This is a genomic window from Aeromonas sp. 61P, assembly GCF_051919545.1.
Classification (GTDB): Bacteria; Pseudomonadota; Gammaproteobacteria; order Enterobacterales; family Aeromonadaceae; genus Aeromonas; species Aeromonas veronii.
Window position 1 is genome coordinate 3,143,368 of the sequence record NZ_JBQBEL010000001.1, and the last position, 19,336, is coordinate 3,162,703.

Consider the following 19,336-nt stretch of genomic DNA (forward strand, 5'->3'; position numbering starts at 1 on the left):
ACTTCGAAATGACATACAGCATTGGCGATGTAGTTTATCTGAACAGTGGTGGCCCTTACATGACAGTCACCTATGTAGATGCTTTGGATAATGAACTGCGTTGTAAGTGGTTCTTTAATGGTCAAGAGAATCAGGGCATTTATCCATCTGCAGCAGTTAGCCTGCGACCTGAACCCAAGAACGAGCCGGCAAACGAAGCAGGTTCAGTCAAATTGTGGGATTGACCCACAAACGTATCGCCGAATACTGAAAAGATATTCTCAAATTTCCTTTCCGTAATCTGGACCCCAATCCATTTCACTAAGTGACGTGGCATTGGGGTCACACTGTGCCAGCAGTTATTCCAGTGTGTAGCGCGGTTGGCCACGCAGTTTGGCGCGAGCACGCTCCACATCATCAAACGCCGCAGTCAGCAGCGCCGGATCACCATCTTCAAGAGCTGCCTGCAGATAAGCAACCATATCGGCCTCGGTGGCCAGGCAGTCAACCGCATCAAAGCGGCTCCATTGTTCGGTTCTCTTCATTCCGTCCTCCCGCATCCGTCATTGCGCATAATGTGGCCGCGGTATTATGTTGAGGGTTTTCCCCCTGCGATAATCCCGAAGGGGCAGGGGGACGCGACTAGGCAGGGACGTGGGACAGCTTGCTGGCATCGTCCCAACGCCGGAGCGCCCGTAACATAATCCGCATTTATGCGCAGTGACCCAAGAAATATCTAATGAGTAGACTACATATATAAAAGGGCACTATATGTGCCCATTTAAAATTCATTATATCTTTATTAGCTGTGATGCAACTACAAGCGTTGTACTTATCTTGTCTGTTCGATACTTCTTGAATTCTTTATCGGGAACTTCGCTAACATCACCTTGGTTACTGCGCCACAATGCCAATATGATAACCTCATCACCCTTATCCACTTTACCAAACCATGTTGCATCCTTTGCCCAGACGCTGACCTCAACATTCGCGCCTACCGAGCTATCATCTTGATCTGCAACAGAAAGGCACCTGTATAGGTTGATGACGTTGCTCTTGTTTTTCCCAACTCCAATGCGCTTTGATTTTATAACACCATGAATTGCAATCGGATATTCTTTCCCAGATGCCAAAATCTTTAGCGCATCAAGATATCCATCAGCTTCAAAATAAAACTTATCCCAACCAATACTTTCCTTACCAAAAACAAGCTTTATTTTGTCTGCAATAGCCGACTGACTGTCACAAGCTGCACGAAGCTCTAGCACTCTTTTGGCAGAGTTTATATAAGGTAGTTTCTGCTTGCCTGACTTAATGTAGCTATTTGAGTTAGCACCAGCAGAAATTCCGCTACCTTTATTCTGTGATGCTGATGACGCATTCTTTATATTGTCCTTTATCATATTGAGGCGCATGCGATATTCGCCTTGCCCCAAGCTGACAAACATATCTTTCGATTCATCAACGATGCTTAACAGCGTTGCATCAATCGCATATGGACAAGCCCCTACCGCGTGCACTTTGCCAGGCATCAGCTTGAAGTAGGCGGGAACAAGGATTGATTTGCCATCCAGGCCTCGCACATGCTCAGAGTTATGCGTTACAGTCACCTTACAGTGCTCGCATAGCAATGGCTCTGCACCCTTCCCTTTAATGTACTCATCCGAAGACCATGGCCGACCGTTCTGGTCGATCGCCATCTTCATTTTAATCCCCATAACCACCTCCAAATTAAGCTGTTACTGCTGCTTGTTCATTTTTATCTGAGCAAGTGAGCTGTACGCATATACAGTTTCCTCGCGGATCTCATAATACACAGAGATGACACGATGTAAACACCCGAAATATTTGTTTTAATTGGATTTTTTATTAAAAATTCGGCGGCCAATTTATAATAAATTCCCCGCCTTTTAAAAAAGAAAAGGGGGCTATAAAAGCCCCCCTGGTGGTGATGACTACTCATCGCCTTCACTATCTTTTAGCTCCCTGAGCTTCTCTAAGTCTTTCAGGAAAAACCGCTCACTCACCCTCATAGCTTGGAGACCGGCAATCAGTTTCGCAATGACGATAATCTCGTCATCCTTCAGCGTTCTGATGTTGTAGAGGCTAAACATGGCCGCTTCTGCAACTTTGTTCCTTCGGCCATCGAACATGAGCTTCCCTTTTTTCACCATGTCCTTGTCTTCGCCAAACATGAGATAGACGGGGGATTCTTGGGTGGCTTCCGCGATCTTCTCCAGCTCGCTCGCGTAAACGTCCCTTTTGCCAGATGCGATACGCTTGAGTGTCGTTATGTTGACCCCAGTCATCTCCTCAATGCGTTCATATGTAGAGTGGGTTGTTATGGCCGTTTTGATGCGCTCAGCCCTTTGTAGGTCGGTCATAGTCTCTTCATCATGTTGCTGGTTGGGTACACCAGTCATTCTACCCTCCTGTTTTTTCCATACTCGCCAAAGGATCTTATTTGACACTTTTCAGTGTCATTTACCTTAATTCTAGCACAGGCTCTCACGTAACATATGTGACACCCTTTAGTGTCTATATTGGTATTGCCAAGGTTTCTCGTGATAGACCTCCTCAAGCTCGATTTACCCTTCAAAAGCGAATGGCAGTTGGTATCTCCAACGGCCGATCATCGCTCGGGGGTCTATATCGATCTGGAACAGGTCGCTAAGCAGGGGAGGCTAAAGCTCTCCGCTATGGCAGTTGAGTATGAGATTGATGGGGATTTGACCGTTTCCGGCCTGTCCCATCCCTTCGAGTCACTGCCCAGTCACTTCGGCAGCCTTGCAATGAAGATCCATCAAGGGGGTAGCAACCGCCTTCCAGGTGTCGAACTCAAAGCCTCTCCAGCAAAACTTCTGCAAGGCCACAACGTGTTCGGCCCAACGAGCATCGAGCTCTGCTCGACCGAACTGCTGGCAACTCTGGCATGCGCCTGCCCTGAACTGTTTGAAATGCTGGACATTCCAAACACTACCCTTGAATGGATCGATGTAACGTTCTCCGCCCGGGTGAATACAGAAGAGCAGGGGAAACAGGTCATTTCTGCACTCAAGAACATCCGTTCCGGACAGACCAAGCAGAGCAGGATGAACCGTGATCATGAGACTACTGCAGAGTGGAACACCGGCAGCCGCCATCGTTCCTTGAAAGCCTATTTGAAGGGCCCAGAGTTCCAGCGTCAGCTGGCCGAATACATGAAGCGCCTTCAAAAACAGCCGAAAAATGAATCACTTCGCCGCTGTGTTGAGGTCATGAAAAACCCAGCATTGCAGCTCTATGCGAGCCTCTGCGTTCGCTTTGAGGCCCGATTGAAACAACGGGCGCTGACCAAGCATGGCGTCCCGTTCAGATTGTTTGACGCCATCCAGTACCAAAAAGACTACGAGCAAGACGGCCGCTGTTTGATTGCCGATCTATGGAAAGCCGCATTTAAAGAACTGTTTGATGCCCTGGGGGAACAGCCCATGAAGGTCTACACCGACGACGAGATCCGTAACGCGCTCTACACCAGTTATCAGCGCATCACCCCGAAGGGGAACACCAGCTATGCCAAGGCCCAAAGGGTTCATGGCTTTTATCGCCGGCTACTCAATGAAGGGTATGAAACGGTTTATCGCAGCATGAGCAGAGAGACATTTCGCCGTCATTTGGCCGACCTGATGGCTGTAGGCCTCACCAAGGCACAGTTGCAAAATCTCTCTGGCGAAGCCTCCAACGTGGTACCGCTGATCCAGGTGATCAATATCGATTTTGGGCGGCAGCACCCCGACTGGTATGTCGAACCCGTCAGCACACTAGACCGCATGGCCACAGCAGCACAACCAACAGAAGTCGTCACCATCGAACGTGACCCGTCCGGTGTTCCTATGGTCACCCGAACTCTTGTCGAACCCATACCAGGGGCAATGCCGCCTCGTTCTTATCCATCATCACCTGGGCACCGCCTCAGGGCCGTCAGTTAAGGAGTGTCATTTATGCATCAAGGTGTTCTCATCCGTGGCCGTATGCTCGGCTCTCGTCAGCAAAACACACAGGGGCGGAACGGCCCTATCACTCGCCATGAAATCGGCATTGCGGTTAGCCGTTCGAATGGCTTTGGCGGCTTCCAGGAAGAACAAATTGTGATCCGGGTTCCCAACGCCCTGGCCCAAGCAGGCATTCCGCTGCAGGCCAACAGCATGATCGACAAAGTTGTCGAAATCCCTGTTTGGCTTGAAGCGTGGTCTGGTCAGCGTGGCGCCAACGTGACCTACCACATGAGCAACGATGCGGCTCTTCGCGAAGTCACCTCACTTTCGCATGAGAAAAACAAGGTGTGATCGATGGCCCTCAAGTTTCTGAAAAAGGACGTCAAGTGGGAGGAGGGGACAACTCCCGTTCTACAGGCTAATTCAAGCGATGGACGGCATTACCTGACTAGCTCAATACCAGGCATCATATTTCACTACGTTGATAGTGACTTGGTATATGTCGGCAATACAGTTATTAACACTGAGCAAGAATTGAAAAAGGTAATGAAGACTCTTTATCGCTCATGGGAATAACACCATAGGCAAAAATGGCTTATTGCATCGCTGTTAATGAACAGGGATTTCTGTATCAGACAGATATCCCTGTAAAAGAATGTTCCTCTATGATTATCCAAACCGTAGAGGAATATAAACAATCCACCGTTGATATAGCACCGTCAGATATCGCCATTATGTTTTCATGGGCGTTTGGCGCAGTTGTTGTTCTCGGTTGGTTTCCTGGCTTCGCTATCGGTGTAGCGAAAAAAGTAATTAATCTCTTGTGAGGTACTTATGTCTATTGTCAAAAAAGCTATTCCTGTAATCATCGTTGCAGCTTCTGCACCGGCTTTTGCTGCCGGAGAAACATCGGCTCTTGACCAGATGTTTGCTGCTGTCAATTTGGGAACGGTTGTAACCTTCGTTGCAAGTGCCGGTGTCACTATTGTTGGCATCGCGCTGGCAACCAAGGGGATCTCCTTGGCCAAACGCTTGGTCAGCAAAGCCTAATGACCGCTTCCTTTGCCTATATCGTCTTCATGTCGTCAATTATTACGATAGGGGGACTATCAGGAATGGCGTTTGTTATGGGAATGAAGGGGGCATAAGCCCCCTTTTCTAACGGAAAGTTTCTCATGCGAAACTTTTAGCCACGCAAGCCAACTGTAATATGTTGTAGCGTTTTACAACATATTACAGCGCCATTTTCTCATGCGAAAAATTTAGCCGCTAAATTTCTTGGAGCACCATATGTGGCGCAGACTCCTTGTTTACTCATTGTGCTTTTTCACCGCCTGGATGCCTGTCAACCAAGCACGCGCGTTCTTACCGGCATTTGCCCCCGTGGTAATGGCTATGGCCGAACAAGCCGCAATCTGGACGGGCAGAACCCTAGCTACTCGTCTGGCCGTCCAGTACGCCGCGGGCGCTGCTGCTGTTACTGCTGTTGCAATATCAACTCCGCCGTTGCTTAAAAACTTCGCAAAGGAGGATTTGAAGATCGACCCCTACGGTATGCTTTCTTTCCAGCTCAAGCGTTACGGAATAACGCTCAATGGTGATAACCTTGATAACGTCAAACGTTGCGATTTTTCTTCTTCAGGATTCCTTGACTGTGATCTTATGAAGGAGTTCAGTTACGCCCCCTACGCCGATTCAACCCCAGTTTCTAGCTGTATTCCTCCAGACAGATTTACAGGCCTCCCTGACCCTTCCAGAAACAAAAGTGATGACCCTTATTACAAGCAAGGTGACAAAGCCTTAGATATGGCCACCTGTGTTTCTTATATCACTGAGGAAGCCAACAGCGTCCTTTCAATCCGTACATCACAGTATTTGGATACCAACCCGACATGTAAGTTCTACCGTGAGGATGTGACCCCGCCAAACAATACTATTGTTCGCTTTTTTAACCGCTGTGAGGCCAATCCCTTATCTAAGGTTTTCTTTGGTGTTTCAGGTACGAACTACCGCTATGCCTATGATGTTGACATTGTCGTTAATGAATACAGAAATGACACAATGGTTAAATCATCCGTTGTAACTTCTGCCGTTTCATATGATTACCAAACTGCTTTGCTTAAAGTTGAGTCAACTAATAAGGAAGAGGTTTTGGAAGAGTCTGTAGCGAGTGTTCTCGATGGTGTCAGCGTTGATGGTACTATCCCTGAACACTATTTGCAGGACATGAAAAATCCAGGCACCCGTCTTCCCAAGCCTCACCTAGTAGATAACTCAGTTGTCATTCCGGTTAAGCCTGATAACCGCCCAGACTTCGATATTATTGGGACACCTCCCGTTGTATTACCATCGGGTAAGCCACTGCCTCCCGTCACTGACCCAATATATGGTGATGCCATTAATTCCGTTATCACCGGCAAACCAACTACAGACCCAGATACTGGCGCAATTGCAGGCGGTGTAATTCGCCCTGTTATCACCGGCCCGAAACCAACCGTTCCAGGTGAAGGTGGCAACACTGGATCAGGCTCTGGGACGGGTACGGGGTCAGGAACTGGTTCTGGGACTGGCTCGGGAACCGGCACAGGCTCCGGTTCTGGCACTGGCACTGGCACTGGCACTGGCACTGGCACTGGCAGCATACCCAGCTCTGTTACCGTCTCCAACCTTGGCGGCCTGGAATCTCGTCTCGACCGCACCAATGAGCTATTGGCTACGACCAACGCCGTTGACCTTCATGGCGTAGAAACGCGGATTGATGAAACTAACCGGCTGCTTTCCGACACCTTCACAACCAGCGTCCCCGCACAAACCCTGCCCGATACCGCGCAGGGAACCTCTTGGTGGAAGTCTCGTTATCCCGCTGGGATGGCAGGCGTATGGAGCGGATTCACGCAAGAGCTGCAACACACCGCGCTTTTTGACTGGCTTAATGGCTTTCGTCTACAGCTGTCAGGGGGAGGGGAATACCCTACCTGGACAATCTGTTTTGACATGGGGTTCGCTGACTTCGGCTGCCATCAACTGACCGTGCCGCCGAATGTCTGGATAGCCATTCGTGCTTTCGTCATCTTCTGCGCCGGCTTGCTGGCCAGGCGTTTAGTGTTCGGCGGCTAAGTCCGCGCTGCTTGATTTTCTCATGCGAAAAATGAGGTGCTCTCATGCTTGATTGGTTTGCTCACCGCTGGAATGACTTCCTGAACCTGCTCTATTCACTGCTGCTCTCGCTCTTTGACATGCTCAAGGATTTGGCCTGCTTCCTCTTTGAAGCGATCTTGTCGATTGTTCACCTGGCTATCTCCGGCCTTGGCTCCATGCTCGGGGCCATGAACATCATTCAGTACTTCTCCATGCTCCCCGCTGATGTGCAAAACATCATGGCCATCGCGGGGGTGAATGATGCCTCAGCCATCATTGTGACGGCGATTGGCGTTCGCCTGATCCTCCAGTTGATCCCCTTCACCAGACTCGGTTCATAAGGAGGCAACATGGCACTAAACATCATTGTTGGCCGTCCCGGCTCTGGCAAATCGTATGAAGCAGTCGCATTTCACGTGATCCCAGCCATCAAGGAAGGCCGTCGTGTGGTCACCAACCTGCCGTTGATGATGGATCATCTGATCGCCGTGTTTGGCGAGGAGGTGAGGGATCTCGTTGAGGTTCGTCAGGATGGCTTTAGTCGGGAGCACGGCGCTATCAAGGCGTTCTCTGACCCCGAGCACTTCACCCAGGAGGAGTGGCGCAACGAGCAGGGGCAAGGCCCGCTGTTTGTCATTGATGAATGTCACTTCCAATACCCCCGAGCAGGGCGTAACAAGAAGGCGAGCGATGACCTCATCAACTGCCTAGAATACTTCTCCATGCACCGTCATTACGGCCACGACATTCTGTTTATGACCCAGTCCCTGGGGAAGGTGCACAAGGATCTGCGTGACATGATCGAGATCCAGTTCTTGGTCAGCAAACACGCCGCTGCGGGCTCTGATAAAACCTACACCCGCAAAGTACTCGATGGTGCTGGGGCTCGCGCAACCTGCCTCTCTGAGTCTGTTCGCCGGTACGACAAGACGTTCTTCCCGTTCTACAAGTCACATACCCAAACAGAAGGCAGTGTTCAGGAGGCCAAAGCCTCCGACATTGTGCCGCTGTGGAAAAGATGGTGGTTGTGGTTGGCGGTGATCCTCATCTTCATCGGTGTCCCGATGAGCGTAAAGTCCCTGTTCAATATGCTGGGCAGTGATGACCCAGCGCCGGTATCTGTGCCGGTAGAGCAGGCAGCAGCATCACCAGCGCCTTCTGACCCAGAAGTGAAGGCGGCGGCACCAGTCATGCCGACCACCCCTGCTAAAAGCGTGCAGGAAGCCCCATTCTCCAAGTTTGATATCACCATTACCGGCTGGGCGGATACATCCTATAAGGACAATACCGGTAAGTTTCATGCCCAGTTCGAGTACTACCTGGAGGCCAAGGGCAACAATGCCTATTACTTCTCAATGAAACTGAGCGACTTAATGATGGCCGGTTATCAGGTCTATTCCCTTGGGCCTTGTCTGCTGCGCTTGGTATATGATGAACGGGAGCATTTTCTGTACTGTCAGGGCAACAAGCCCCAGCAAGAAAGCTCGGCAACGATGGCACTCGCTGCGCTTCCCCTGAACTAGCGCCTCCACGTATTCCAGGAACAACCTTGAGAAGGGGCCCCCGCTTGCGGGGTAGAGTCTCAAGGTTGGTCATGGGCCCCGAGTTTCGCATGAGAAACTTTTGCGCATGCGCAATTTGTTGGCCCCATCCATTCGCTGCCAGGCTCTCATTTGCAGCTAGGGGGGGTGATTATGCGTAGGTCATCCCTCTTGGTGTTCATCGGCGATGCGGCTCGGCTGAGCAACTTGTTGCTCTGATGAGACGTATCCAGCAAGCGCAGCACCCTGCTTTTGTGAGCTACATCGGCTCTTGCGCGCGCTAGATGCCCCGCGCTGACCCTGGGGGGGAGGGGGCATCCGTGGCCCCAGAGTCCACTGTCTTTAATAGTGGACTCTTGTCTCAAAATGGGACATTTGGTTAATCCATTCCAGCTGTGTTGTCTTGAATGTTTATCCATGTGGTAGCACCATATGGCTCGCACTCATTGATAGGGAAGTTGATCGTGGCCAGCAAAGAAAAGCGAGCGCAACGCTCCAAGCAGAAAGCAAAGGCGGCTAGGAAGGCGAAGAGTGAGGTTCGATATGAACAGCATTTCAATCTCACTCAGTCCAAAATTGCATTTTTTCAATCGCTTCCTCCGTTCGATGGGGAGCACCACTACTTGAAGCCGTTGGGGGAGGAGGTTCTTGCCAAACTCGACGTCAGCAACCTATCTGCTATCGAACTGATGGAGAGAGTGGGCGTAAACGCTGCAATCTTTAGCATCTGGTGTGAAGGGAAGGGGGTATTGACCACAATTCCAGTAGATGATGCATATCGTAGAATGCAGCGCTTGTCAGAAGATCAAACATACATCGCCAAACTCTTTCAGGCTCTCCCTGACACCGCAAAATATGACTTCATTGAAATGTCGAAGATTTCCCGTGGAGAAGTAAGTTCAATAGTTTATTAGTGCCGCCTGTTATCTCTAACGAAGATGCCGATAAATAGGGTTATCGGCATTTGCTTATCTGAATGACATTCCTATCACTTATGAGGTGTATAGCCAGGGAATTGGAACAGAAGACCATATAAAGCAGACATGCTATCTCTGATCACTTCCAAATCTCGTTCTTTGTAAAGCGAGTCCGGCAAGCATTCAATTAAAGCACACAAGTTTTCGAACTTTGGTCTCAGCTCTACTGGTAAATCGTTCTCTGCTGAGATGTGAGCCAACATCTGCCCATAAATCTCATTGAGCGCCTGAGCTGGAGTTCCACGCTCATAAATATAGGTCAGTGCGCTAAGCAGCTTCTCATAGGCATAGGTGTTGCTGGTCGTCATGGGAGATCCTCTGTAGTTACTCGGTGATGCTTCACCGGAGTCAATTATGCATCACCGCGCACCCACGGAACAATTCCCCACATTTCAATGACTTACCTTCATTGGCAACTTTGACCAACAGTTCTTCCTGCGTGTCGGCTCACTCAAACTTGGAGGTTAAATTATCTCACCTGGTAACGTGGCATTGGGGTCACACTGAGCCAACAGTTCTTCCAGTGTGTAGCTCGGCTGGCCACGCAGTTTGGCGCGAGCACGCTCCACATCGTCAAACGCCGCAGTCAGCAGCGCCGGATCGCCATCTTCAAGAGCTGCCAGCAGATAGGCAACCATGTCGGCCTCGGTGGCCAAGCAGTCAACCGCATCAAAGCGGCTCCATTGCACAGTTCTCTTCATTCCGTCCTCCCGCATCCGTCATTGCGCATAATGTATATTATGTTAAATGGAATATCTTGTTTCCTGTCACCACTTATTGAACTGTGTATAATGGCAACAATTGATCCTATCTTCGACCGGATGTCTTAAGTGGCTGAATTAACATCAGAACAATTAAAACCCGCTTTTGCGATTGAACAGTTCCCCAAGCTCAGCGAGCTTGAACCTATCCCCTTTGCTGCGCTGCAACCCAGAGCCATTTCCGGCATCAAACGTCTTGCCAGTTTTGATGGTGACTGTCCGGTCATGCTGCTCAACGGGTTCCCCGGCGCAGATTACGAAGGCGTTTGCCAAACGTTGATTGCCGACTCCAATGGCAAGGATGGTGACCTGTTTGATCTCTGCTACACCGAGAATCTGAACAACCCCTACAAGCCTATCTGGCTGCGCCTGCAACCGGGCACCGGCGTCGAGTTTTGCGAAATGGTTGGCGAGCTGCTCAAGCTGTTGAGCCACCATCTCGATGCCGAACGCATCGTGACCCGCATCATGCGCAAGCAGAACAATGATCCGAAAATCGATGATTTCCTCTCTGATCTGGCGGCTCATGTGGCATTGGGTCTGGAGTTCCAGCACCCCATTCTGATCAACCTGCTGATCCACCACGAAGCGCAGGAAGCGCCGGTAATTTATGGCCGTGATCTCAACTGGGATACCCTTTTTGGCTCCATCAACTACCAGACCGAGCAAGGCTCAGTCTATGCCAACCAGCACCTTTTGGAGCCCGGTCTGCTGCGCGAAGCCAACGGCGGTTACCTCATTTTGCAACTGGACGAGCTGCTGGATCAGCCGCACCTCTGGTTCAAACTGAAAAATGCCATGCAAAAAGGAGAGCTGGACTGGAACGCTTATCAGGAAGGGAAAACCCTAACCCCCTTCTTCGCACCCGAAGCGACCCCCATCAAGCTCAAGCTGATCCTGGTGGGTGACCGACTCGATGTGGCCGAGTTCCAGATGCTGGATCGGGATATGTCCGAGCGCATCTTCCTGCGCGCGGATCTGGTATCAGAGGTGAATATTGAAGAGGATCTGCAGGAATTTCTGCAGTACCTGGCTTGGCTGCGCCAGCGTTGGAGTCTGCTGGACTTCACACCAGCCGCCCTCGCCGCCCTTTGTCGTCATGCCAGCCGCCTCTGTGACCATCAGGAGTGGCTGTCGCTCTCCGAAGTGCAACTCTCCGCCATCATGCGGATGGCTGACAGTCTGGCCCGGGAGCTGGAATCTGATGTGGTCACCGACGAGCATATCCGTGGCGCACTGGAGGAGCAGGATTACCGCCTCAACTATCTGGTTGAGCAGTCAGATCAGGGGGTTATCGACGGTCAGATCCTGCTGCAAACCGATGGCGAAGAGATTGGCCAGATCAACGGCCTGTCGGTCATTCAGGTCTCCGGTCACCCTTATGACTTCGGCGAGCCGGTGCGCCTCACCGCTACCGTACACCTTGGTGATGGCGATGTGGCGGATATCGAGCGCAAAGCGGAGCTGGCCGGTCATATCCACGCCAAGGCGATGATGATTATCCACGGCTATCTCTCCAACAAATTTGGTGCAGAGAACCCCTCCCCCCTGTCGGCCAATCTGGTGTTCGAGCAGTCTTACCACGAAATTGATGGCGACAGTGCCTCACTGACCGGCTTGTGTGCCCTGCTCTCTGCCCTCGCCCGCCAGCCTATCTATCAGCACTTCGCCGTGACCGGTGCGGTCGATCAGTTTGGCAATGTGCAGGCCGTTGGTGGAGTGAACGAGAAGATTGAAGGCTTCTTCCGGGTGTGCAAAATCCACGGCATCACCGGCAAGCAAGGGATCATTTTGCCGGGCACCAACATCCAGCAGCTAAACCTCTCTGACGAGGTGATTGCAGCGGTTGAAGCAGGCCAGTTCCACATCCACCCGGTGGATCATGTGGAAGAGGCCATCGAGTTGCTGACTGGCTGTGTCGCCGGTGAGCCTGATATGCCCGATACCCTGTTTGGCCGTATTCAGGAGCGGTTGGACGAGTTGAACGGCTCCACTGCCAAAGTCGGACTGCTGCAATCCCTGCTGGGGCGCCTGTTTGGCCGCTGATGAAGTGATCGGAGTTGTTTAGCGAACAACTGTAAGCTAAATTGGCCCGGCTTTGACCCATTTGAAGGAAATACCGCGTGACCGTAGACAATACCACCATGGAAGCCCGCCTTTCCCTGTGCGAACAGGGCAAGAACTCTTTTACCCGTGAAGAGCTGCTGGCTTGCAGCCGTGGCGAACTGTTTGGTGAGGGTAACAGTCAGCTGCCTGCCCCCAACATGTTGATGATGGACCGCATCGTCAAGATCAATGACAACGGCGGCGAACACGGCAAGGGCGAGATCCTGGCTGAGCTCGACATTACTCCGGATCTCTGGTTCTTCGATTGCCACTTCCCGGGTGATCCTGTGATGCCTGGCTGTCTCGGTCTGGACGCCATGTGGCAGCTGGTTGGCTTCTTCCTGGGCTGGAAAGGTGGCCCCGGCAAGGGGCGTGCTCTGGGCGTGGGTGAAGTGAAATTCACCGGCCAGATCCTGCCGACTGCCAAGAAAGTGACCTACAAGATCACCTTCAAGCGCGTCATCAACCGCAAGCTGGTGATGGGGATTGCTGATGGTGTGGTCGAAGTTGACGGCCGTCCGATCTACAGCGCCACCGATCTGAAAGTGGGCCTGTTCAAAGATACCACCGCATTCTGATCTCTCTGATTGGTGGTAAAACAGCATTAACGCAAAGGGGCCACAACGGCCCCTTTCCTTTTGTAATGAGTGATGAAGTACCTGCTACTTCATGAAGAGGCCTGAGCCCCGCCCTTCCATGGCGTCACGCCAACCACCAAGCCAATGCCCTCGGGCATCCAGGCATTGATACGGACACGCTTCTTTCTGTTTGCCGACCACGCCAGCCTGATAACCACGAGCACGAGCTCTTTCCAGACGGTCCCGCTTCTGTCTCTTCATCATCTACGACCCTCTTCGTGGAACAAAAAAAGCGACCAATTCTGCATCGGTCGCTTTCATCTTTACTCCTGCGAGCGCACTGGGTCAAACAAAAACTTCCACCCTAACCGGGCTATGTGACACAAGGCACTGAACTGGATTAAGTTTTAATTACAGGGAACTTACTCCTGATTTTTGAGTCCTTCCAGCTCTTCCCAGCGAGCAAATGCCTGCTCCAGCGCGGCTTCAGCGGCATTGAGCGCATCCAGTTTCGGCTGGGTTTTATCTGCCGGCAGCGAGAAGAACCCGGGCTGGTTGATCTCGCTTTGCAGCGCATCCAGCTCGGCTTCCAGCTGCTCAAGACGAGCAGGCAACCCTTCCAGTTCAAGCTGCAGCTTGTAGGAGAGCTTCTTGCTTTTCTTCGGCGCTTCTGGCGCGGCGGCAACGACCGGCTCGGGCGCCTTGACCGTTGCACTCTTGGCCTGTTGTTGAGCGTTCTGCTGTTCGCGGGTCGCCATCATGTCGGCGTAACCACCCACGTAATCGCTGATGCGGCCATCCCCTTCAAACAGCCAGCAGCCGGTCACTGTGTTGTCGATGAAGCGACGATCGTGACTGACCAGCAGCAGGGTGCCGGGGTAGTCGGAAAGCAGCTCTTCCAGCAGTTCCAGGGTTTCCACATCCAGATCGTTGGTCGGTTCATCGAGGATCAGCAGGTTGCTCGGCTTGAGGAACAGCTTGGCCAGCAGCAGCCGGTTCTTCTCGCCACCGGAGAGCGCCTTGACCGGCGTACGGGCCCGCTTGGGCTCGAACAGGAAGTCCTGCAGGTAACCAAGAATGTGACGGGAGCGGCCGCGCACCATCACCTCCTGCTTGCCCTCCCCGACGTTGTCCACCACGGTCTGCTCGGGATCGAGCTGCTCGCGGTACTGATCGAAGTAGGCCACCTCCAGATTGGTGCCCCCCTTGACGGTGCCACGGGTTGGCTCAAGCTGACCCAGCAACAGCTTGATCAGGGTCGATTTGCCGCAGCCATTGGGGCCGACCAGCGCAATTTTGTCGCCGCGCAGCACTTGCAGATCGAGCCCCTTGAACAGGGTGCGATCGCCAAAGTCCAGCCCCAGCCCTTCAGTCTCGAACACCAGCTTGCCGGAGCGATTGACCTCGTCCAGTTGCAGCTTGGCCTTGCCCTGCAGCTCGCGGCGCTGGCTGCGCTCCATGCGCATTGCCTCAAGGGCGCGCACCCGACCTTCGTTACGGGTACGGCGAGCCTTGATACCCTGACGCACCCACACCTCTTCCTGGGCCAGTTTGCGGTCGAACTCGGCATTTTTCAGCTCTTCGACCCGCAGCCACTCCTCTTTCCCCTGCAGATACTCGTCGTAGTTACCCGGCCAGGAGGTGATGGCGCCGCGATCGAGATCGATGATCCGGGTCGCCAGCTTGTGGATGAACTCCCGATCGTGAGAGATAAAGACGATGGCGCCGCGAAAATCCTTGAGGAAATCTTCCAGCCAGTTGATGGCTTCGATGTCCAGGTGGTTGGTCGGCTCATCGAGCAGCAACAAGTCGGGATCGCAAGCCAGCGCACGGGCCAGCGCCACTTTGCGCAGCCAGCCGCCGGAGAGGCTGTCGAGGGTCACGTCAGGATCCAGCCCCAGCAGGGTCAACACCTGACTGATGCGGGTCTCGAATTGCCAGCCGTTCTGATAATCGAGCTGCTCTTGCAACTCGCTCATCTTGCGAATGTTGGCATCTGACGGATCGCTCGCCAGCTCCATGGAGATGTGGTGGTACTGCTTGAGCAACTCACCCACCCCCGCCAGCCCTTCGGCGGCATAGTCAAACACCGTCAGCTCGCTGGAAGCAGGCGGATCCTGCTCAAGGCGGGTCACTTTCAAATCTTGTTGCAGCACCAGACGCCCGTCATCCAGCGGCAATTCGCTGGCAATGACCTTCATCAGGGTGGACTTGCCAGCCCCGTTGCGGCCAACCAGACAGAGGCGCTCGCCCCGCTCGATGGTCAATTCGGCATTGTCGAGCAGCGGGAAATCACTGAACGACAGACATGCGCCGTGCAATGTTAAAAGAGCCATGTGTGTTCCTTATTTCATATGAAAAAAACGGGCAGCAGACTGGGTCTGCCCCCGTTTTATCGTCAAATCACTCTCACCCCTGACGGGCGGCCCAGCTTTTTAGCTCGGCCAGTGTGAAGGGCCAACCGAGCTCGCGGCCTGCTTCGTCACGCAGCACCGGAATGCGCACCCGATAGGCGGCAAGCCACTGCTCATCATCCATGATGTCGCACTGGCGGGTGGCGGTGGCAAGACCAGCCTCCTCCACCAGCGCCCAGGCCTGCTCGCACAGGTGGCAACCGTCGGTATGAAACAGGGTCAGCATCACGCCTCGCCTTGCTCCGGCGCATGGGTGATGATCCAGCAGTTGTGGATGTGCTGGTTACGTTCGAAATCCTTCGGTCGCGTCTTCTGGGTGATGTTCTGGGCCTTGAGACCAGTGGCCTCTAGACCGGCCAGATCCATCTTGAAGTGACGCTTGTTGTTGGAGAAGACCAGAGTGCCGTCCGCCGCCAGCAGGCGCTTCAGGTGCTGCATCAGCAACAGGTGATCGCGCTGCACGTCGAAGCTCTCATCCATCCGCTTGGAGTTGGAGAAGGTGGGCGGATCGATGAAGATGAGGTCGTACTGTTCATCGGCTTCAGACAACCACTTCAGGCAATCAGCCTGGACAAACTTGTGCTGACGGCCCACCAGCGAGTTGAGACGCATGTTGTCCTGCGCCCAGTTCAGGTAGGTGTGAGACATGTCGACTGTGGTGGTTTCGCTGGCACCGCCAAGACCTGCGTGCACGGTGGCACTGCCGGTGTAGGCAAACAGGTTCAGGAAGCGCTTGCCCTTTGCCATCTGACCCAGCATGCGGCGAGTCTGACGGTGGTCGAGGAACAGGCCGGTATCGAGATAGTCGTAGAGGTTGACCCACAGACGGGCACCGTACTCCTGCACTTCCATCCGGTGCTGCTCTTCAGAGAGCTTCTGATACTGCTGTTTGCCTTCCTGACGCTCGCGCACCTTCAGGATCACCTTCTCGCCATCCATGCCGGTCACCTTGATGGCGGCCTGCACCATGTCGAGCAGACGCTGACGGGTCTTCTGGGCGGGGATATCCTTGGGCGCCGCGTACTCCTGCACCACCAAGTAGTCCTGATAGCGGTCGATGGCGGCGTTGTACTCAGGCAGATCGGCGTCGTAGAGACGGTAGCAGTCGAGATTCTCTTTCTTGGCCCACTTCTCGAGCGCTTTCAGATTCTTGCGCAGACGGTTGGCAAAGTCCTGCGCCACCTCTTTTTGCGAGGCGACGGCATCGAGCGCGATCTGGTAGTTGCGCAGCTGACACTCGAGAGCGCCGTTGAACAGGCGATATTGCTTGTCGGCGCGCAGGCGCAGACAGCTGAGCAGCTCGGGTGATGCGGACAGAATGGAGACTCTCCACCCCTGGAAGCTGCGACGCAGAGCATCGCCCAGCGCCTGATGCACTTCCAACAGCGCCGGGAACTCGCCAAGACGCTCCCCATAAGGCGGGTTGGAGATAAGCATGCCGACCTGGCGGGCCTCCCCTTGACCTTCTTCCCCTTCAACAGGGGCAGGCATCGGCAGCGGGTTTTCCAGCTTGGTGACATCGGCCTGCTTGAAGGTGATGAGATGGGCCACACCGGCCGCTTTGGCATTGTCGCGAGCTTTGAGCAGCACGCGCTGGTCGGCATCACAGCCAAACAGCTTCACTTCGCAACGTTGCATGCCGCGTTTGGCACGCACTTGCGCTTCCATCATCAGGCTCTGCCACAGTTCGCTATCGTGCTGCAGCCAGCGATCGAAACCGAAGCGCTCGCGGCGCAGCGCAGGCGCCATGTCGGCGGCAATAAAGGCCGCTTCAATCAGCAAGGTACCGGAACCGCACATCGGGTCCATCATGGGCTCACCGGCCCAGCCACTACGGGCAATCATGGCGCAGGCCAGGTTCTCTTTGAGGGGGGCTTCACCGGTGCCTTGACGATAGAAACGCTGGTGCAACGCCGGGCCTGACAAGTCCAGCGTGATATTGGCCTTGCCCTTGCCCAGGTGCGCCATGATACGGATATCCGGCGACTTCTTGTCCACGTCCGGACGCACGTGACCGCGCTTGGTGAAGCGGTCGACGATGGCATCCTTGATCTTCAGCGCGCCATATTGGGTATTGCGAATGGCAGGGTTGGTACCGGTAAAGTCCACCGCGATGGTAGAGGTACCGGAGAAGTGCTCTTCCCAGGGAATGGTGTGGGCGCCCAGATAGAGATCCAGATCGTCGTTCATCTGGAATTCGGAGAGCACCAGCACGATACGGGAGGCAAAACGGCTCCACAGGCAGGCCTTGTAGCCAATCGCCAGTTCGCCTTTGAAATGGACGCCAGCCACGGTCTCACGGACCTGCTCTGCGCCAAGATTGGTCAGCTCATCGGCCAACAGGTTTTCCAGCCCCTTGGGGCAGGTTGCAAAAAATTCTTTCATCACGCTCACGGGGAACCCATAAAAATAGTGCCGTATTATACCTCATCAGGCGGGCTGGAGCATGCAAAAGTCGGCGCAAACAGCAGGATGGAAACAGATTGATAGGTGGCGAAAAGGTAAAAGGCCCCATGACTACCCGATGGCGAGATCATGGGGCCAAACATCATTTAGCGCATCACTTCATACGAGCCTTGAAACGGGGATTGCTTTTGCAAATCACGAACAATTTGCCCCGGCGGCGCACCAACTGACAATCAGGATGACGTGCCCGTGCGGATTTGAGTGAACAGACGACCTGCATTCAGGACTCCTTCTTGCTTGAAAATGCGCCAAAGCGCTTGTTGAAACGGGCCACACTCCCCTCGCTCGATACCTGCTTCTGCTTGCCGGTATAGAACGAGTGCGACTGGCTGGAAACATCGAGCGACACATAGGGATACTCCTTCCCGTCTTGCCACGTGTAGCGGCGGTCGCTCTTGATGGTTGAACCGACCAGGAAAAAGGCATCTGCTGCCGTGTCATGGAACAGCACCAAACGATAATCCGGGTGAATATGAGGCTTCATGGCAACCCCATTTTTATGTTATAACAAAATGTAAGTGAGAATAGCTCTCGTTTCAAGCATAAAATGTCGTATGAAGAAAATCGCTGCAGTGAGTGATGTGTTGATGCTGAGGTGGAGGCACTACACAAGCAGAACGAAACAAGAGGGAGACACCATGCTTGCTGCGCGGAAGACCAAGATACTGCGTGGGTTAGAACACAAGGTGCAAGTGAGTGTAACAAGCCTCAGGAGAGGCTGGATCACAACCATGAAGATCAATCAGAATGGGCAAGATGTTCGCGGATCAATGAAGTATCAGAAACGAGGCGCGATTGAGGTGACAACAGTAAAAACAAGCAGCAGTGTAATCACAGAGATAAAAAGATTGATGAAAATATATCAACTGACCTGACGATATTGCTCGGTCACGGTAATACGCGGTTTCATCCGGTTATTCATCACTTTGATCACCCCGAAACGCGGCAAGTTTTTACTGGTGGTCAATACCAGATCGGCAGTGAGGTTCAAACAGACGCTAGCCTGATCCCCTGCCTCAATGACCATAAATTCGCCGTTGCCATGGGGTGTATTCATCAGGACCAGATCACCGTTTTGCGGGATCACTTGCGGATGCTGTTCACTAAAAAACCAGCTTTGCGGCATCAAAGGTTTATAAAAGCGACTGACCGCGATGGCATTAAGCACCAACTGAACCTGATGCGGAATACTCCACTCAAGTTCGGCTGCTTTATCCATCAACTGATAATAGAGGGCGGCATCATCGACACAAAAAGGTTGGGTCGCAAACGAGCTGGGCACCAATTGCCGCCCTTTATACTCGGTCGCAAATAACATGTTATCAGACAGGTCCAACATCAGACGGTCACTCTGGGCATCATAGTGCCATTGCCAGCTATCGGTCGGTTGGATAAACATGTT

The 19,336-nt window shown here is 53.0% G+C and carries 24 protein-coding genes; 12 read left to right on the forward strand and 12 right to left on the reverse strand.

Annotation, left to right across the window (positions count from 1 at the left end; genetic code table 11):
• Window positions 1–8: 8 nt before the first annotated feature.
• The gene (locus ACTG2O_RS14930; RefSeq protein WP_080764885.1) at window positions 9–224 is read left to right on the forward strand and encodes a YodC family protein; all 216 of its coding nucleotides are present in this window, start codon (window positions 9–11) and stop codon (window positions 222–224) included.
• 114 nt (window positions 225–338) lie between these two features.
• Here ACTG2O_RS14930 and ACTG2O_RS14935 read toward each other — a convergent pair whose 3' ends face one another.
• The 3 genes from ACTG2O_RS14935 to ACTG2O_RS14945 form a co-directional block, all read right to left on the reverse strand.
• Window positions 339–524: a helix-turn-helix domain-containing transcriptional regulator gene (locus ACTG2O_RS14935; RefSeq protein ID WP_019446394.1), complete on the reverse strand. Its 186-nt coding sequence runs from the start codon at window positions 522–524 to the stop codon at window positions 339–341.
• A 246-nt stretch (window positions 525–770) separates the two neighbouring features.
• The gene (locus ACTG2O_RS14940) at window positions 771–1,697 is read right to left on the reverse strand and encodes a hypothetical protein (RefSeq protein WP_439976240.1); all 927 of its coding nucleotides are present in this window, start codon (window positions 1,695–1,697) and stop codon (window positions 771–773) included.
• 237 nt (window positions 1,698–1,934) lie between these two features.
• On the reverse strand, window positions 1,935–2,402 hold the full coding sequence (locus tag ACTG2O_RS14945) for a helix-turn-helix transcriptional regulator (RefSeq protein WP_201889999.1): 468 nt from the start codon (window positions 2,400–2,402) through the stop codon (window positions 1,935–1,937).
• A 141-nt stretch (window positions 2,403–2,543) separates the two neighbouring features.
• On the opposite strand from ACTG2O_RS14945, the gene ACTG2O_RS14950 reads away from it, so the two are divergent.
• From ACTG2O_RS14950 to ACTG2O_RS14985, 8 genes are all read left to right on the forward strand, one after another.
• Window positions 2,544–3,947 (forward strand): phage/plasmid replication protein, II/X family, encoded by a 1,404-nt coding sequence (locus ACTG2O_RS14950; RefSeq protein ID WP_265760530.1) that lies wholly within the window; start codon window positions 2,544–2,546, stop codon window positions 3,945–3,947.
• A gap of 12 nt (window positions 3,948–3,959) precedes the next feature.
• Complete coding sequence (locus ACTG2O_RS14955) at window positions 3,960–4,304, forward strand: DNA-binding protein (protein ID WP_042023432.1); 345 nt, start codon at window positions 3,960–3,962, stop codon at window positions 4,302–4,304.
• Window positions 4,305–4,618: 314 nt separating this feature from the next.
• Window positions 4,619–4,780, forward strand: a complete 162-nt coding sequence (locus ACTG2O_RS14960) for a hypothetical protein (protein ID WP_154109889.1) — start codon at window positions 4,619–4,621, stop codon at window positions 4,778–4,780.
• A 7-nt stretch (window positions 4,781–4,787) separates the two neighbouring features.
• Entirely contained in the window at window positions 4,788–5,003 is a 216-nt protein-coding gene (locus tag ACTG2O_RS14965) for a hypothetical protein (protein ID WP_439976242.1), read from the forward strand.
• Window positions 5,004–5,243: 240 nt separating this feature from the next.
• Window positions 5,244–7,070 carry a hypothetical protein gene (locus ACTG2O_RS14970; RefSeq protein WP_439976244.1) on the forward strand — a complete coding sequence of 609 codons (1,827 nt, stop codon included), beginning with the start codon at window positions 5,244–5,246 and terminating at the stop codon, window positions 7,068–7,070.
• 44 nt (window positions 7,071–7,114) lie between these two features.
• The gene (locus ACTG2O_RS14975; RefSeq protein WP_047440322.1) at window positions 7,115–7,432 is read left to right on the forward strand and encodes a DUF2523 family protein; all 318 of its coding nucleotides are present in this window, start codon (window positions 7,115–7,117) and stop codon (window positions 7,430–7,432) included.
• Between the two features lie 9 nt (window positions 7,433–7,441).
• On the forward strand, window positions 7,442–8,614 hold the full coding sequence (locus ACTG2O_RS14980; protein WP_439976247.1) for a zonular occludens toxin domain-containing protein: 1,173 nt from the start codon (window positions 7,442–7,444) through the stop codon (window positions 8,612–8,614).
• Between the two features lie 482 nt (window positions 8,615–9,096).
• Window positions 9,097–9,546, forward strand: coding sequence for a hypothetical protein (locus ACTG2O_RS14985; protein ID WP_439976249.1), 450 nt, complete (start codon window positions 9,097–9,099; stop codon window positions 9,544–9,546).
• A 74-nt stretch (window positions 9,547–9,620) separates the two neighbouring features.
• Here ACTG2O_RS14985 and ACTG2O_RS14990 read toward each other — a convergent pair whose 3' ends face one another.
• Window positions 9,621–9,917: a hypothetical protein gene (locus ACTG2O_RS14990; RefSeq protein WP_236292797.1), complete on the reverse strand. Its 297-nt coding sequence runs from the start codon at window positions 9,915–9,917 to the stop codon at window positions 9,621–9,623.
• Between the two features lie 156 nt (window positions 9,918–10,073).
• Window positions 10,074–10,310: a hypothetical protein gene (locus tag ACTG2O_RS14995; protein WP_439976250.1), complete on the reverse strand. Its 237-nt coding sequence runs from the start codon at window positions 10,308–10,310 to the stop codon at window positions 10,074–10,076.
• A 129-nt stretch (window positions 10,311–10,439) separates the two neighbouring features.
• Here ACTG2O_RS14995 and ACTG2O_RS15000 point away from each other — a divergent pair, with 129 nt between their 5' ends.
• Together ACTG2O_RS15000 and fabA are read left to right on the forward strand one after the other, a co-directional pair.
• Window positions 10,440–12,416 (forward strand): Lon protease family protein, encoded by a 1,977-nt coding sequence (locus ACTG2O_RS15000; RefSeq protein WP_005336580.1) that lies wholly within the window; start codon window positions 10,440–10,442, stop codon window positions 12,414–12,416.
• A gap of 77 nt (window positions 12,417–12,493) precedes the next feature.
• Window positions 12,494–13,054, forward strand: a complete 561-nt coding sequence (fabA, locus tag ACTG2O_RS15005; RefSeq protein WP_005336586.1) for a 3-hydroxyacyl-[acyl-carrier-protein] dehydratase FabA — start codon at window positions 12,494–12,496, stop codon at window positions 13,052–13,054.
• A gap of 84 nt (window positions 13,055–13,138) precedes the next feature.
• Here the strand turns inward: fabA and rmf are convergent, their stop codons facing one another.
• The 6 genes from rmf to ACTG2O_RS15035 form a co-directional block, all read right to left on the reverse strand.
• Window positions 13,139–13,318, reverse strand: a complete 180-nt coding sequence (gene rmf, locus ACTG2O_RS15010; RefSeq protein WP_005315693.1) for a ribosome modulation factor — start codon at window positions 13,316–13,318, stop codon at window positions 13,139–13,141.
• Window positions 13,319–13,476: 158 nt separating this feature from the next.
• Entirely contained in the window at window positions 13,477–15,390 is a 1,914-nt protein-coding gene (gene uup / locus ACTG2O_RS15015) for an ATP-binding cassette ATPase Uup (RefSeq protein WP_179903896.1), read from the reverse strand.
• Window positions 15,391–15,463: 73 nt separating this feature from the next.
• Window positions 15,464–15,694, reverse strand: a complete 231-nt coding sequence (locus ACTG2O_RS15020; protein ID WP_064336064.1) for a glutaredoxin family protein — start codon at window positions 15,692–15,694, stop codon at window positions 15,464–15,466.
• Window positions 15,694–17,889: a bifunctional 23S rRNA (guanine(2069)-N(7))-methyltransferase RlmK/23S rRNA (guanine(2445)-N(2))-methyltransferase RlmL gene (gene rlmKL, locus ACTG2O_RS15025; protein ID WP_026035067.1), complete on the reverse strand. Its 2,196-nt coding sequence runs from the start codon at window positions 17,887–17,889 to the stop codon at window positions 15,694–15,696. Before rlmKL ends, ACTG2O_RS15020 begins: the two co-directional genes overlap by 1 nt.
• Window positions 17,890–18,028: 139 nt before the next feature.
• Window positions 18,029–18,154 (reverse strand): type B 50S ribosomal protein L36, encoded by a 126-nt coding sequence (gene ykgO / locus ACTG2O_RS15030; protein WP_005336596.1) that lies wholly within the window; start codon window positions 18,152–18,154, stop codon window positions 18,029–18,031.
• A complete protein-coding gene (locus tag ACTG2O_RS15035; protein WP_005336598.1) occupies window positions 18,155–18,418 on the reverse strand; it encodes a type B 50S ribosomal protein L31 in 264 nt (87 codons plus the stop codon). It abuts the gene before it with no gap.
• A 247-nt stretch (window positions 18,419–18,665) separates the two neighbouring features.
• Between ACTG2O_RS15035 and ACTG2O_RS15040 the strand changes: the two genes are divergently transcribed.
• Window positions 18,666–18,809, forward strand: coding sequence for a hypothetical protein (locus tag ACTG2O_RS15040; protein WP_339385646.1), 144 nt, complete (start codon window positions 18,666–18,668; stop codon window positions 18,807–18,809).
• Here the strand turns inward: ACTG2O_RS15040 and ACTG2O_RS15045 are convergent.
• A complete protein-coding gene (locus ACTG2O_RS15045) occupies window positions 18,797–19,333 on the reverse strand; it encodes a cell division protein ZapC (RefSeq protein ID WP_005351916.1) in 537 nt (178 codons plus the stop codon). The genes ACTG2O_RS15040 and ACTG2O_RS15045 overlap by 13 nt on opposite strands.
• Between the last annotated feature and the right edge of the window lie 3 nt (window positions 19,334–19,336).